The sequence below is a fragment of the Microvirga flocculans ATCC BAA-817 genome, assembly GCF_000518665.1.
GTDB lineage: Bacteria > Pseudomonadota > Alphaproteobacteria > Rhizobiales > Beijerinckiaceae > Microvirga > Microvirga flocculans.
On the sequence record NZ_JAEA01000018.1, the window covers coordinates 1 to 13,537 of the forward strand.

The following is a 13,537-nucleotide window of genomic DNA, read 5'->3' on the forward strand; positions in this document are numbered from 1 at the left end:
CCCGGCCCTGTTGTGACGTTGTATGAGCTGGAGCCTGCGCCTGGGACGAAGTCGTCGCGGGTGATCTCGCTGGCGGACGACATTGCGCGTTCGATGAGCGCGGTGTCGGCGCGCGTGGCGGTGGTGCAGGGGCGCAACGCCATCGGCATCGAGCTGCCCAACCACAAGCGCGAGACGGTGTATCTGCGCGAGCTGCTCGCCTCCCAGGATTTCGAGAGCACCAAGCAGAAGCTCGCCCTGTGCCTCGGCAAGACCATCGGCGGCGAGCCGGTGATCGCGGATCTGGCGCGTATGCCGCACCTGCTGGTGGCCGGCACCACCGGCTCGGGCAAGTCGGTGGCGATCAACACCATGATCCTGTCCTTGGTCTACCGCCTGACCCCGGCGGAATGCCGCCTGATCATGGTCGACCCGAAGATGCTGGAACTGTCGGTCTATGACGGCATCCCGCACCTGCTGACCCCGGTGGTCACCGACCCGAAGAAGGCGGTGGTGGCCCTCAAATGGGCGGTGCGCGAGATGGAGGACCGCTACCGCAAGATGTCGAAGCTCGGGGTGCGCAACATCGACGGCTTCAACGCCCGGGTCTCGGAGGCCAAGGCGCGCGGCGAGACGATCACGCGCACGGTCCAGACCGGGTTCGACCGCGAGACCGGCGAGGCGATCTACGAGGACGAGGTGATGGACCTCGATCCGCTGCCCTACATCGTGGTGATCGTCGACGAGATGGCCGACCTGATGATGGTGGCGGGCAAGGAGATCGAGGGCGCGATCCAGCGCCTGGCGCAGATGGCGCGCGCGGCCGGCATCCATGTGATCCTGGCGACCCAGCGCCCGTCGGTGGACGTGATCACCGGCACGATCAAGGCGAACTTCCCGACGCGGATCTCGTTCCAGGTGACGTCGAAGATCGACAGCCGCACGATCTTAGGGGAAATGGGCGCCGAGCAGCTCTTGGGCCAGGGCGACATGCTCTACATGGCCGGGGGCGGGCGGATCACGCGCGTGCACGGGCCGTTCTGCTCGGACGAGGAGGTGGAGAAGGTGGTGGCGCATCTCAAGCGCCAGGGCCGTCCGCAGTACCTCGAGGCGGTGACGGCGGAGGAGGACGAGGGCGGGGCCGCCCCCGACACAGCGGTGTTCGACCAAGGCGAGTTCGGGGCGCCGGGCGGGGATTTGTACGACCAGGCGGTGGCGGTGGTGCTGCGCGACAAGAAGGCCTCGACGAGCTACATCCAGCGCCGCCTGCAGATCGGCTACAACCGCGCCGCCTCGCTCATGGAGCGCATGGAGAACGAGGGCATCGTCGGACCCGCAAACCACGCCGGTAAACGCGAAATCCTGCTCAGCCACCTGGACATGGACGATTGATCCTGCCCGGGGACTGCGGCATGACAGAAAAGGCGGCCCTTGCGAGCCGCCTTTTCTGTTTTGGGAGAATCGAAGATTACTCGATGACCTGGATGACGGTGCGTGTCTGCGGATCGACCAGGACCGTCTGATCGTTCACGATGGTGTAGCTGTAGGGATTGCGAAGTCCCACGGTCGGCGGAACGGAGTAGAGCCTGACGCGTGGCGGCAGGGGCTGGCCGACGATCACTTCCTCCGTGACGCGCATCGATGGGCGGCGCTGAGCGACCACATAGGAGCGGACGCGGGTGCTTTCCTCGGCGGTGAGAACGCCGCCGACCGCCGCGCCTGCAACGCCGCCGACAACGGCTCCCACGGGGCCGCCGACGATGGCTCCCGTGACGGCGCCGCCTGCGGCGCCCGCGGTGGCTCCGGCCTCGGTGCCGGTCTGACAGGCGGCGAGGGGAAGGGCGAGAAGAGACAAGAGGGCGGCCGAGCGTAGGACACGATGGCGCATGACGGACTCCTTTCCGATTAGCACCATGCGAACGCCGGAAAGCTTGGCCAGTTCCCTCGATCGCCGAAGAGTCATGGCGGCGGGAGCGGCCATCGTTCGGAAAATGCAACGCTTTCGCGTCCGAAAGATGTGAGTCCGTATGACTTTCAGCCTTGCGGCCGGGGTGCCCGGATGCATCTGTTGAAAAGGCAGCACGCACAGGGAGCGCCATGGCTGAGAGTTCTAAGGTTGCAATTGTGACCGGAGCGGGGACCGGGATCGGCAAGGCGATCTGTGCCGGGCTTCTGAGGGCGGGCTACGCCGTCGTCATGGCGGGGCGCCGCAGGCAGGCGCTGGACGCTGCCGCGCGGGAGATCGCAGGCGACGCTTCTAAACCCCTCGTGGTGCCGACCGACGTGACCGACCCTGCTTCCGTGGCTGCGCTTTTCACGGCCACGACGCAGGCCTTCGGACGGCTCGATCTTCTCGTGAACAATGCCGGCGTGAGCTCGCCTGCGATTCCCTTGGAGGACATTTCTCTCGAACAATGGCGCGCCGTCGTGGACACCAATCTCACGGGAGTCTTCCTCTGCACGCAGGAAGCCTTCCGCATCATGAGGGATCAACATCCCAGAGGCGGACGGATCATCAATAACGGTTCCATCTCGGCTTATGCCCCGCGTCCGCTGTCTGCGCCTTACACGGCCACGAAGCACGCCGTTCTCGGGCTCACGAAGGCGACCGCGCTCGATGGGCGGGCCTATGACATCGCCTGCGGACAGATCGATATCGGCAATGCCGCCACGGACATGACGGCCCGCATGGCGGAGGGCGTGCTGCAACCCGACGGGACGCTGGCGCCGGAACCGAGGATCGATCCGAAGCATGTGGCGGATGCCGTGGTCTACATGGCGGGCCTGCCGCTCGACGCGAATGTTCTGACCATGACGGTGATGGCCACCAAGATGCCGTTCGTCGGACGAGGGTGAGACACATTGCCGTGACATAAGGCGAATGGACCTGGGAGGAAGGGTCGTCTGTCCCATCTCCATTATTCTGTGACAGTTGGCACAATCGCCGCCATGGAAGGATTACGTTCAGGAAGATCCGTGCAGGATCCGAAACGGCGCAAGGCTGAACGTGCCGTTCAGTCCTGGCCAAGCTCGTGAGGAGATGAATCGATGACGGCGAAGGAATGAGCGCAATCCTCGTCAAGATTTTCGCGACGGCTCTGACCTTGAGCCAGGTGCTCGTCGATCCGGACACCGTCAGGACGAGCTTCGATCCCTTGCGCGACCGGGCGGAGGTGACGCAGATTCTCAAGAGCGGCTGCACCCACATGCGGCGCGCCTTCGACATCGAGGACATCAATCTCGACGATCTCATCGCGACCGCCATGGACGATCCCCTGGCGGTCACGGGCGATCTGAAGGTTCTGCAGGGATTGAGCTTCAACGACCTGCATGCCAGCTATCGCCTGTTCTGCAAGGACGAGAAGGTCGATCCCTCGCCGGTCGATCTCGGCGAGGTGATTTCCTATTACAACGCCGCGGTCGCGGGTCTGCCGGATGCCGGGACGCTGAAGGGACTCAAGCTGCCCGGCGTCAGCGTCGTCCTGGATGGAAACGGCCAGCGCTTCGCTGAAGTATACGAGCCCGATCACCGGCGCATGTGGGTTCCCCTGTCGGACATTCCCAGAAGCGTGCAGCAGGCCTTCGTCTCGGCTGAGGACAAGCGCTTCTATCAGCACCGGGGCGTGGACGAGCGCGGCGTCGTTCGCGCCTTCGTCGGCAATCTCGCCAATCCCGGTCGACCGGCCGGCGGCTCCACGATCACCCAGCAGGTGGCGAAGAACCTGCTCGTCGGCGACGACGTCACCTACGATCGCAAGATGCGGGAGATCATCGTGGCGTCGCGCATCGAGCGCGTGCTGAGCAAGGCGGAGATCCTGGAGATCTATCTCAACTCTATCTATCTCGGTCGCTCGTCCTGGGGCGTCGAGATGGCCGCGCGAAGCTATTTCGGAAAGAGCGCCAAGGCGCTGTCCGTGTCCGAGGGGGCTCTGCTGGCGGGGCTTGCCAAGGGTCCGAACTATTACAACCCCGACACGAAGCCCGAGCGCGCCCAGGAGCGGATGGCCTATGTGCTCAGCCGCATGCAGGAGGATCACTTCCTGAGGCCGGAGCAGGTGCAGCAGGAGATCGCCGCCCTGCCGTCCCGCGTGCCTTTCGAGCGACTGCGGCGGACGAGCGGTTTCTACTTCGTCGATCACGTCAGCCGGGACGCCCGCACCCTGGCCGATGTCGAGAGCCTGACCTCCGGCGCCTATACCGTGCGCACCACTCTCAACGCGGCGCTGCAGCGGGAAACCGAGGCCTCCTTGCAGGAGGGGCTGGCCCGCTACGAGATGAGCGTCGGGCGGCAGCGGTTTCAGGGTGCTGAGGTCAATCTTGCGGAGGCCGTCAAGGCGCTCGGCGGCGCGAAGGAGCCGGCGGCAGCGGCCGGTCCGGCCTGGAAGCGGGCCCTGGATGCGGCGCGATTGCCGCTCTATGACGTGCAATGGCCCGCTGCCGTCGTGATCGAGAAGGGACGCGACAGGAAGACCGGCGCGAATGTCGTGCGGGTCGGTCTCGCGGATGGGCGCGTCCTGCCGCTGAACGCCTGGGAGGCGGCCCGCCGCGAGCTCAAGCTCTACGACGTGGTGCGGGTCCGGCTCGTGGAGCAGAAAGGCAAGGGAGCGGTTCGCGCCGATCTGCGGACGCCGCCCACGGTGCAGGGCGGCGCCGTCGTGCTCGAGAACAGGACGGGCCGCATCCTCGCGATGGCGGGCGGCTTCTCCTATCCCTTGAGCCAGCTCAACCGGGCGACGCAGACCCATCGCCAGCCTGGCTCCGCCTTCAAGCCGCTCACCTATCTCGCTGCCCTGTCGAAGGGACTTCAACCCAACACCCTCGTCTGGGATGCGCCCGTGACGCTGCCGCCCGTGGGCGTCGGCGCGAATGCGAAGCCAGGGGATTACTGGAGCCCGAAGAACTTCGACGGTGGGCGCTCGGGCATCATGACCCTTCGGCGGGCGTTGGAGAACTCCAAGAATCTGGTCACGGCGCGCCTGCTCGACGGAGGCATCGAGGCGACGCCCGAGCAGAGCCTGAAGCGGGTCTGCGAACTCGCCCTCGAGGCGCAGCTCTATCTGGAGTGCACGCCGTATTATCCATTCGTGCTCGGCGCGCAGCCCGTGCGCATTCTCGACATGGCCGCCTTTTACGCTGCCATTGCCAACGAGGGCGCCATGCCCGTGCCTCACGCCATCGAGTCCGTGGAGGAGAACGGGCGCGTGCTCTACAACCGCAAGAGCGCCTCGCTGGTGCGTCTGGGCTCCGCCGATGCGGCGGCCTTCTATCAGCTGAAGAGCATGCTCCAGGGCGTTCTGGAGCGCGGCACGGCCCGTTCCCTGAAAGCGTTGGCTCCCTATGTCGCCGGCAAGACGGGAACCTCGGACAACGAGAACGATGCCTGGTTCGTCGGTTTCACCAATGACGTCACCATTGCCGTCTGGGTGGGGCACGACAATGCCGACGGCAAGCGACGGACGCTGGGTGGCGGGCAGACCGGAGGGAAGGTTGCCGCTCCCATCTTCGAAGCCATTCTCCAGGCGGCCTGGGAACACCACGCTCCGAAAGCGCCGCTCAACCCGCCGTCGCCGCAGGCTGCCAGGCAGCTCGTCGCCATGCCTATCGATCTGAACACGGGCGACCGGCTGACGGACGGCCAGGGCAGGGGCTTCAAGGAGTATTTCCGCATCGATTGGTACGGGCGGCTGACAGAGACGCAGTACCGTCTCGTGCCGCAATCCGAAGTCTACGCCTTCCGCAACCCCGATCCCTGGAGCGACGGGGAAGAGGGCGGAGCGGGCTATGGCGAGGATGGCCCCTACGCACAGGGACCCGGATGGATCGAAGGCCCATCCCGCGGCGCTCCATACTCACACCGCCAGGCGGAGCCCGGACGCGGCCCGCAATGGTGGTGGGAGGATGACGCTCCCCGCAGGCCCCGGCGTGTCGATCCCGACTATTTCTGGCGTAACGGACAGGTTTATTGATGACATCGAAAGCATTCTTCGGGCTGGCGCTGCCGGTTCTTGTCGCGCTCTTCGCGCCTGGCGGCGGCTTGTCGGCTCAGGAATTCCGGATCGAGGAAGTGCCGTACGTCACATCCGTTCCTCCGGCGCAGCTGAAGCCCAGGACCATCGTCTTCAGCGACCGACGGGACGCCAAGCTGTCCGATGCAGGCACAGGCCTGATCCGCTTCGAGGATTGGGGGCGCGAGCGGCCTGCGCAGAAGCAGTTCCTGAGCCTGTTTCCCGGTTATGTCGAGCCGACCATCAGGGTTTCCGTGCACGGGATTGCGAAATCCTACACGGAGAAGCTCCACATGTATGTGGTGGAGGCGCGCTTCCTGATCGGCAAGGCGCCGAGCGCGGTCGATCTCACCCGGCTGGCGAGCCTCGAAACGCTGGAGAAGATCGATCCGTCGATCAAGCACCGCCGCATCACCGCCGATCAGGCGGCTCCGCAGGTGGATCCGCAAAGCGCCCATAACCGCCACCCGAACAGGCGCTGGTGCGAGGCTCCGGGAAGCCTCTGCATCGAGTCCTGCTATCCCCTGGAAGGCAAGCTTCCTGTCGGCATCCGTCTTGCCAACAAGCTGGAGGAGGGCGGCAAGAAAATCTCCGAGTTCATGGACTTCCAGACCGAGGTCAGGCTTCTTCCGCCGGAAGAGATCGATCAGGCCGGGCTCTCGCGCCTCACCGGGTTCGAGGCGCCTGTGACCGGTGTTCTGGAGCAGACGATCTTCAACGTAAACCAGGTGATGCAGTTCGGAAAACTGCTGGCTGTGCTGCAGCCGCATCCGGCCGATCCGAACAGGACCGTCGCGACGGTCTTCATGGCGCTTGCGGTGGAAACCGATGTGTTGGAGCGGAAGAAGGAATTCGAGAACGTCCCCGTACTGCGCAACCTCATTCCGGCCCAGGTGCTGATGGGCAGGAGTTCGTTCAACTCCGGTCAGTCCATCAGCGCAGGACTTCCCGATTACGTCCGCAATCGCGTTCGCGCCATCGCCGATCTCTTCGAGCGCTGAGCCTATGCATCGTCCGATTGAGCAATGAAAAAGCCCCGTTCCAGATAGGCCGAACGGGGCTGTCAAGTGTGCGGAGGCGACAAGGGGTTGCGGGGAATGGTGCCTCCGTACATCATCAAAACGCCACTCCGTGCGGAGTTCCTTGATATTTGTCGTTTTCGAACCTTGGCAGGCATCAATTTTCCTTGATTGCGCCACGATCCGGGCTCTCACTGGAGGCAGGTTCCTGTTGTTCGTGCGGTCGAGCGCCGCACGCACGCAACCTCCCGGTTCGCAGTCAGTGTTCTTCCTCCCGAACTTGCCTTCCCGGGCTTTCCCCCGGGAAGGCTTTTTGTTGGAGGATAGGCGCGGTGCCCGACTTTCATTCGTCCCGAGATGGAAGGCATGGAGCGGGACAGCGCCCTCGCGGCCGGTGTTTCACGTTTCGGGTTCGAGACTCTTTCCACGCAATCCCGGCGCCCGCTTTTGCGCTCGATGCTCCGGGCTGCTATCTCCCCTTCTTCGATGAACCGTTATTCGTCCTGTCATGGCGGGGCGACCAACCGAGAAGGTGCGATTTCATGGCCAAGGCCATCCACTCCATGATCCGGGTGCTCGACGAGAAGCGGTCCCTCGCGTTCTACGAGAAGGCCTTCGGCCTCAAGGTAGCCGAGCGCTTCGCCTTCGAGAGCTTCACGCTCGTCTATCTGAGCAATGCGGAAAGCGAGTTCGAACTGGAGCTGACGATCAATCACGGCCGGACCGAACCTTACGATCTGGGCGACGGATATGGTCATCTGGCGCTTTCCGTGGACGATCTCGCTGCGGAACATGCCCGGCTCGAACGCCTCGGGCTCAACCTGACGCCGTTGAAGGAGCTCAAGCTCGAGGGCAAGCCTCCGGCGCGGTTCTTCTTCGTGCAGGATCCCGATGGCTACAAGATCGAGGTCCTGCAGCGCGGCGGCCGCTACAAGTAGCTTCACCGCCGATCCCTGCCTTTCCCGTTCCCGAAGGACAGCCGTGACCATCCGTCCAATCATCCGTTTTCCCGATCCCCGCCTGCGCCTGAAGGCGGAGCCGATCCTCGCCATCGACGAGGAAATTCGGACCTTGGCCCGGGACCTGACGGAGACGATGCGCACGGCGCCGGGCATCGGCATCACGGCTCCGCATGTAGGAGTTCTGCGACGGCTCGTGGTCATCCAGCTGGAAACGGACCCCGAGCCCCATATCTCCATCAATCCGGAGATCGTCTGGGCCTCGCCCGAGATGATCCGGCATGTGGAGGGCAGCGTCTCCATGCCCGGCGTGACGGACGAGCTTGAGCGTTCCGCGCGGGTGCGGGTGAAATACAGGGATCTCGATGGTATGGATCGCGAGGAGGCGGCGGAGGGCCTGATGGCCGTCTGCCTCCAGCACGAGATCGACCAGCTCGACGGGATCTTCTGGATCGACCGTCTGTCGAAGCTGAGGCGGGACCGCCTGATCAAGCGGTTCGAAAAGCTCCAGCGTATCCGAACCTGATCATGGAGCTTTGAGAAACGTGGTTGAAGTCTATCGCATCGAGACCATCGCCTCGGAAGAGGAAGGAGGAGGGATCATCCGCCGGATCCTGGTCCGCACCGATTCCCTTGAGAAGGCCAAGGAGCGGGCGCTGAAGGTCTTCTCGTTGGCGCGACGGCCCCAGTCGCGCGATCCCGAGATCGAGGCCGTCCGTGTTCTCAACGGAGCCGGTTACGAGGTCTTCTCCATCAGCACGCGGGACTGAGCCGAGGCGAGGCTGCCCTTCGCGGTGCGCCAGGACTGGGGATAATCCAAACACCATTTGACAGCTCGTTCAATCGCCGGTACGAGCGCGCCTCCATCGCAAGAAACGCTCATCGCGAGCGGGCGATGCGAGACGATGCGCGGGCGTAGCTCAGTCGGTTAGAGTGCCGGCCTGTCACGCCGGAGGTCGCGGGTTCGAGCCCCGTCGCCCGCGCCATTTTCTCCCCGACCTTCAGCAGGCATTCCCCGTCACGGTTCAGCCCGCATCACCGCTTCGGCATGCGGGACAAGCGCTGCCGGATCCTGTATGGTCCGGCCATGAGCAATGATACTTCCGCGCTTCGCGAGCAGTTGTCCGATCAATGGCAGAAGCTCGCCATCGACCTCATCCGCAAGGGCATCCCGGCCGATGCGATATTCGAGTCTCTCCTGACCGTGGGGCTCGCCGGTCATGTGGAAATCCACGGCAAGGAGCCGACGGCAGGCAAGCTCGTCGCGATCGCCGAGCAATTGTCCGATCAGGTCCGGCGGGAAAAGGAGGCGCTTCGGGAGGCCTCGGGCGCTACGAAGAATTAGGCGGGTTGAAAATCGTCCTCCCGATCCATTCTCAAGACCGCAAGGGATGGCAAAATTGCATGCGATGTGCGCTGCCGGTGCAACGCCTCGGGCAATTGTCGCGTTAGCTCGGCGAAGTTTCCTGAGGCGGCCTTTCGCCCAGCAGCCATAACAGGGTTGTGTCCTCATGCAGCAGGCGCTCGACAGCAATATCCTGGACCGATTGATTGCCCTGGGACGCGAGCAGGGGCGTCTGACCAATCAGGATCTTCTGGCCCATCTTCCCGTCGATGCCATGAGCGCGGAGGACATCGCTCTGATCGTGATCCATCTGGAGGAGACCGGGATTCCGGTGGACCTCGACGACAGCCTGATCGCCTCGCATGCGAAGCCTCGTCCTCTTCCCCGGAGAAGCGCCGAGATCATTCCCTTCCCGGACCGCGCCGCCCGGATGAAGACGCGCACGGCTCCTCCGCGGGACGCGGAACCTGCCCCGTCCAAAGCTCCCATTCCCGGCAAGCCCGAAAGCAAGGCGGTCCGCAGAGCGGCCGCCGCGGCAGGACTTCTCGTGCTGGTGGCGATGGTGAGCCTGATCGCGCTGTTCGGTGTCTGAACGACGCTGCAAGCGGATAGTCTTCAGAGTTCGGCCTGGCCCTGTCCGATGATGGGAAGCGGCTTCACCGCCGGACCGGAGAAGCGCGTGACGCTCAGCTCGTTCCGGGGGCGGGACTTGAAGCCGAGGTCGAGGAAAGCCGTTCTGGGATCGAACAGCGCCTTCACGGCGGCCTTCTCGTCATAACCCAGGATAGGCTCCGGCTTGGAAATGATCGTCGGAGCGGGAGCCGAGACGACGGCGCGCACGGCCTCCGAGCCCTGATCCGGCACGATGGCATTCGCGACCCTGATTTCCTTCGGCCGCTGGGGCGGAAGCGGCGCCGGAGGAAGCACGGCCGCCATGGACTCGGGATCGGCCGAGGCCACCATTGTCCCCGGTCCCGGCTTCGGCGTATCCGCTTGCGGCGCCGGCGCTTCGTTCTTGCGGCCGAGAAGATTGGCGAGAACGCCTCCGATGGACGGCCCGCCTCCGGCGGAGGCCTGTACGGCAAGAGCCGCGTTGCGCGACAGAATCTCGGCCTTGGCCTGCTCGTAACCGGGAAGAGGCTTGCCGTTCGAGGGCAGGTGGAGGGTTTTGCCGTCCGGGAACAGTTGCGCCAGCTGCTGCTGCGTCATGCGCGGCCAGGCCCGCACATTGCCCGTATCCACATGGACGAAGGCGGAGGAGGGATAATAGCCGACGCCGCCATATTGCTTTTTCATGGCGATGGCGCGCAAACGGCCCGTCTCCACATCGGGCAGGCGGATATCCATGGCCTTTCCGAGCATGTGCTGGCTGTTCTCGGCCACTCCGCTCGACCGGCGGCGCAGGGCGGAATTGGTCTCCGGCGAGCGATAGGCCGAGATGATGTTGATGGGCTCGGAGGAGCCGGACTCGCGATACACTTCCCAGAGAATGTCGAAGAGGCGGGGATCCATCTGAGCCGGTTTGTCGACACGCCAGTCGCGCAGGAACCAGTTCAGCTGCTTCAGGGCCTGCTCGTCGAAACTGCCGTTCCGCCGGAACGTGACGGTCAGGCTCTCCTGGGTGTGGGTATGGAAGAAGCTAAGGGTGCGGGTCTCGCCCAAGGCGGAGGCATTCTGAACAGGGGAGGCCGCGAGCAGAAGCGAGGAAGCCGCGGTCAGCGATCCGAGCGCCAGGGAGGAAAGCCGCTTGCGGCAACACAGGTGCATGCCTTCCTGCGCAAGGATTCCTTTCCATCCGCAAGCCGATCGCACGGATCGGGCGAAATTTCCCGCCATGGTTCCTGAGTTCCCGCGTCCCCGAGTGACGTGTGGCCGTTAACCATGGCAAAAATAGGCGCGAGGCGTGCCTTTTTGCTTAATCAGGTGCGGGAAGCGGTCTGATTTCGCCTCGGGCGGCCGTTCGGCGAGGACAGAACGACCACCTTCGTGCCTGTCGGCGTGTGGTTGTAGAGGTCGATCACATCCTGGTTGATCATACGGATGCAGCCGGACGAAACATGCGTGCCGATGGTCCAGGGCTCGAAGGTGCCGTGGATGCGGTAGAGCGTGTCCCTGTTGCCCTGCCAGAGGTAAAGCGCACGCGCGCCGAGAGGGTTGCCCGGGCCGCCCGGCATGCCGGGTCCCCCGGGAAGTTCGCCCATCTGCTCCATGAGCTCGGGCTGACGCCCGAACATCTCCTTGGGCGGATACCAGTCGGGCCATTCCTGCTTGTCCTTGACGGTCGCACTCCCCGACCAGCTGAAGCCCGACCGGCCGACACCCACGCCATAGCGCACGGCCATGCCGTCGCGCATGACGAGATAGAGATAGCGGCTCTGCGGGTCGACGACGATGGTGCCCGGCGCTTCGGCGGTTTCATAAGGCACGACCCGCCGCAGATAGGCCGGGTTGATTCTGGATAGCTCGACGCCCGGGATCGGGTAGAGATCGTCGTCGACGGGCGCGTAGACCCGATGGTAAGCGGAGGTATCCCGCAGGGACTGGGCGAGGCTGCGGCCTGCCGGCAGGGCCGTGCCCATGGCGGCGGAGGCGCCCAGCAGGAAGGTTCGGCGGCTGAGTTCCATTGTCCTCTCCCGTCATTCTTAACTCGACAATAAGAAGACGCAGCACAGCACGTTCCGGTTTCATCCGGGCAACGATGCGGCATCGGGAGAGCAGGGCATATGGCGTTGGATCAACTTCCTTGGTCGTGGCTGGCGGGCGTCGCCGGTCTCGGCATCCTGTTCGTTCTCGTCCTCCTCTGGACGCGCAAGCTGCGGTATCGCCGCCATACGATCATGACAGAGAACGAATGGGAGTTTTACCGCCGCCTCCTCGCCGCCTGCCCGGACTGCCAGATATGGCCGCAGGTTCCCATCCTGGCGCTCGTGCGGCCCGATGCAAAGGAAGGCAGTCGCGCCTTCTGGGCGGCCTTCAGGAAGATTTCGAACACCCGGGTCGATTGGGTGATCATGCGGGACAAGGAGGTGCTGGCGGTCGTGGAACTCGACGACCGTTCCCACGATGCGAGGAAGGATGCGCAGCGGGACAGGATCTTGAAATCCTGCGGCTATCGCGTCCTGCGGTTCCAGTCGAACCGCAGGCCCGATCCCCGGCAGATCCAGGAAGCCGTTTTCCGGTCCGATTAGAGAGTCGGCCGTCAGGCTTCCAGTGGGCCTTTGAAGCGGGCATAGGGGCGCTGCCCGGCAGGACCGAAGAGCACGACGTCGTAGATGTCGGGTTCCGCTCCCTCGACCTCCATTCCCGGTGAGCCGATCGGCATCCCCGCCACGGCGAGGCCCCTGCCGTCTGGCTTTTCGGCCAGAAGCCGCTTGATCGCGCCTGCCGGGACATGGCCCTCGATCACATAGCCCCCGATCTCGGCGGTGTGGCAGGAGGCCAGGGCCTGAGGAACGCCGAGACGGACCTTCAGCCGCGCGACCTCGGACTTTTCGACGACGTCGACCGTAAAACCCGCTGCACGGACATGGTCGATCCAAGCGCTGCAGCAGCCGCAATTCGGATCCTTCGTCACAACCATCTTCGGCCATGAGGGAGCCGCCAAGGCAGGGAATGAGGAAACCGCGAAGGGGGAGGCGATGAGCGCCGACAGCAGCGCCCGGCGATGGATCGTTTTGAGGGTCACGACGAATTCCTTATCTCGTGCATCCGAAATCCCCCGGTTTCTGGGCCTTCCAACGATGGCAAGGTCAAGGCCGTTCCGGCTTTCAAAACGAACCAGCCCGGACGGGTCCGGGCTGGCGTGTCGTTCTGTGGGCCGGAAAGCTGCTCGGCGGGTTTCCGCTCAGTCCTCGTCAAGCTCATCGGGGTCCGTCACGTCGACCAGGAACATGATGTAGGGGCCTTCCTCCTCATCATCGTCCTCCTCGTCGTCGAAGTCGGCCAGCTCGAATTCGGCCTTTTCCTCTTCCGTGGCCGGCCTGACGCTGAGGGAGGCGAAGCCATCCCACAGGGGAGCGCCTTCGCTCTCCAGGACCTGCAGATCCTCCTTGAACTCGTCGCTCATGAGGATTTCGCGGGCTTCGGCCTCATTCGCGTTGGTGATGGCAATCGCCTTGTCGCTGATCGTAAGCGTGAACATGGTTCGTCCTTTCCATTCGCCCGCAGGGATATCCACTAACGCTTCACCGGCTTGTTCGTGGCAGGGGCGCTGCGTGCGCAGCCGGAGCC

15 protein-coding genes and 1 tRNA gene are annotated in these 13,537 nt (G+C 64.3%); 11 read left to right on the forward strand and 5 right to left on the reverse strand.

All coding sequences use genetic code 11. The features are described 5' to 3' along the window. Positions 1 to 1,371 (forward strand): DNA translocase FtsK (locus L879_RS22065; protein ID WP_035460013.1); only part of this gene is annotated, 1,371 nt, incomplete at its 5' end. Positions 1,372 to 1,447: 76 nt separating this feature from the next. On the opposite strand, the gene L879_RS0117020 is transcribed toward L879_RS22065, so the two are convergent. Then, positions 1,448 to 1,867, reverse strand: a complete 420-nt coding sequence (locus tag L879_RS0117020) for a DUF1236 domain-containing protein (RefSeq protein ID WP_027317170.1) — start codon at positions 1,865 to 1,867, stop codon at positions 1,448 to 1,450. Positions 1,868 to 2,076: 209 nt separating this feature from the next. On the opposite strand from L879_RS0117020, the gene L879_RS0117025 reads away from it, so the two are divergent. The 9 genes from L879_RS0117025 (at position 2,077) to L879_RS0117065 (ending at position 9,899) form a co-directional block, all read left to right on the forward strand. After that, entirely contained in the window at positions 2,077 to 2,835 is a 759-nt protein-coding gene (locus L879_RS0117025; protein ID WP_027317171.1) for an SDR family oxidoreductase, read from the forward strand. Positions 2,836 to 3,041: 206 nt separating this feature from the next. Next, a complete protein-coding gene (locus tag L879_RS0117030; RefSeq protein ID WP_027317172.1) occupies positions 3,042 to 5,945 on the forward strand; it encodes a penicillin-binding protein 1A in 2,904 nt (967 codons plus the stop codon). Beyond that, positions 5,945 to 6,985, forward strand: a complete 1,041-nt coding sequence (locus L879_RS0117035) for a hypothetical protein (RefSeq protein WP_027317173.1) — start codon at positions 5,945 to 5,947, stop codon at positions 6,983 to 6,985. Before L879_RS0117030 ends, L879_RS0117035 begins: the two co-directional genes overlap by 1 nt. A gap of 560 nt (positions 6,986 to 7,545) precedes the next feature. Beyond that, positions 7,546 to 7,941, forward strand: coding sequence for a VOC family protein (locus L879_RS0117040; protein ID WP_027317174.1), 396 nt, complete (start codon positions 7,546 to 7,548; stop codon positions 7,939 to 7,941). Between the two features lie 43 nt (positions 7,942 to 7,984). Then, positions 7,985 to 8,488, forward strand: a complete 504-nt coding sequence (locus tag L879_RS0117045; protein ID WP_027317175.1) for a peptide deformylase — start codon at positions 7,985 to 7,987, stop codon at positions 8,486 to 8,488. 19 nt (positions 8,489 to 8,507) lie between these two features. After that, positions 8,508 to 8,732: a hypothetical protein gene (locus tag L879_RS0117050; protein ID WP_027317176.1), complete on the forward strand. Its 225-nt coding sequence runs from the start codon at positions 8,508 to 8,510 to the stop codon at positions 8,730 to 8,732. A gap of 139 nt (positions 8,733 to 8,871) precedes the next feature. Then, a tRNA-Asp gene (locus L879_RS0117055) sits at positions 8,872 to 8,948 on the forward strand. Between the two features lie 101 nt (positions 8,949 to 9,049). Further along, positions 9,050 to 9,307 (forward strand): hypothetical protein, encoded by a 258-nt coding sequence (locus L879_RS0117060; protein ID WP_154664246.1) that lies wholly within the window; start codon positions 9,050 to 9,052, stop codon positions 9,305 to 9,307. A 166-nt stretch (positions 9,308 to 9,473) separates the two neighbouring features. After that, complete coding sequence (locus tag L879_RS0117065) at positions 9,474 to 9,899, forward strand: RNA polymerase sigma factor region1.1 domain-containing protein (protein WP_027317178.1); 426 nt, start codon at positions 9,474 to 9,476, stop codon at positions 9,897 to 9,899. A gap of 23 nt (positions 9,900 to 9,922) precedes the next feature. Here the strand turns inward: L879_RS0117065 and mepK are convergent, their stop codons facing one another. Further along, positions 9,923 to 11,074: a peptidoglycan L,D-endopeptidase MepK gene (gene mepK, locus L879_RS22070; RefSeq protein WP_051435387.1), complete on the reverse strand. Its 1,152-nt coding sequence runs from the start codon at positions 11,072 to 11,074 to the stop codon at positions 9,923 to 9,925. Positions 11,075 to 11,226: 152 nt separating this feature from the next. After that, a complete protein-coding gene (locus tag L879_RS0117075; RefSeq protein ID WP_027317179.1) occupies positions 11,227 to 11,931 on the reverse strand; it encodes a L,D-transpeptidase in 705 nt (234 codons plus the stop codon). Between the two features lie 105 nt (positions 11,932 to 12,036). On the opposite strand from L879_RS0117075, the gene L879_RS22945 reads away from it, so the two are divergent. Continuing rightward, a complete protein-coding gene (locus tag L879_RS22945; RefSeq protein WP_161634678.1) occupies positions 12,037 to 12,495 on the forward strand; it encodes a DUF2726 domain-containing protein in 459 nt (152 codons plus the stop codon). Positions 12,496 to 12,506: 11 nt separating this feature from the next. On the opposite strand, the gene L879_RS0117085 is transcribed toward L879_RS22945, so the two are convergent. After that, positions 12,507 to 12,887, reverse strand: coding sequence for a DUF411 domain-containing protein (locus L879_RS0117085; protein ID WP_084021129.1), 381 nt, complete (start codon positions 12,885 to 12,887; stop codon positions 12,507 to 12,509). 264 nt (positions 12,888 to 13,151) lie between these two features. Next, positions 13,152 to 13,448: a hypothetical protein gene (locus tag L879_RS0117090; RefSeq protein WP_027317181.1), complete on the reverse strand. Its 297-nt coding sequence runs from the start codon at positions 13,446 to 13,448 to the stop codon at positions 13,152 to 13,154. Positions 13,449 to 13,537: the final 89 nt, after the last annotated feature.

Coding starts and splice junctions, on each gene's coding strand:
- L879_RS0117060 (WP_154664246.1), top strand. CDS start 9,050: ATGAGCAATGATACTTCCGCGCTTCGCGAGCAGTTGTCCGATCAATGG.
- L879_RS0117040 (WP_027317174.1), top strand. CDS start 7,546: ATGGCCAAGGCCATCCACTCCATGATCCGGGTGCTCGACGAGAAGCGG.
- mepK (WP_051435387.1), bottom strand. CDS start 11,074: ATGCACCTGTGTTGCCGCAAGCGGCTTTCCTCCCTGGCGCTCGGATCG.
- L879_RS0117020 (WP_027317170.1), bottom strand. CDS start 1,867: ATGCGCCATCGTGTCCTACGCTCGGCCGCCCTCTTGTCTCTTCTCGCC.
- L879_RS0117065 (WP_027317178.1), top strand. CDS start 9,474: ATGCAGCAGGCGCTCGACAGCAATATCCTGGACCGATTGATTGCCCTG.
- L879_RS0117025 (WP_027317171.1), top strand. CDS start 2,077: ATGGCTGAGAGTTCTAAGGTTGCAATTGTGACCGGAGCGGGGACCGGG.
- L879_RS0117090 (WP_027317181.1), bottom strand. CDS start 13,448: ATGTTCACGCTTACGATCAGCGACAAGGCGATTGCCATCACCAACGCG.
- L879_RS0117030 (WP_027317172.1), top strand. CDS start 3,042: ATGAGCGCAATCCTCGTCAAGATTTTCGCGACGGCTCTGACCTTGAGC.
- L879_RS0117035 (WP_027317173.1), top strand. CDS start 5,945: ATGACATCGAAAGCATTCTTCGGGCTGGCGCTGCCGGTTCTTGTCGCG.
- L879_RS0117085 (WP_084021129.1), bottom strand. CDS start 12,887: ATGGTTGTGACGAAGGATCCGAATTGCGGCTGCTGCAGCGCTTGGATC.
- L879_RS0117075 (WP_027317179.1), bottom strand. CDS start 11,931: ATGGAACTCAGCCGCCGAACCTTCCTGCTGGGCGCCTCCGCCGCCATG.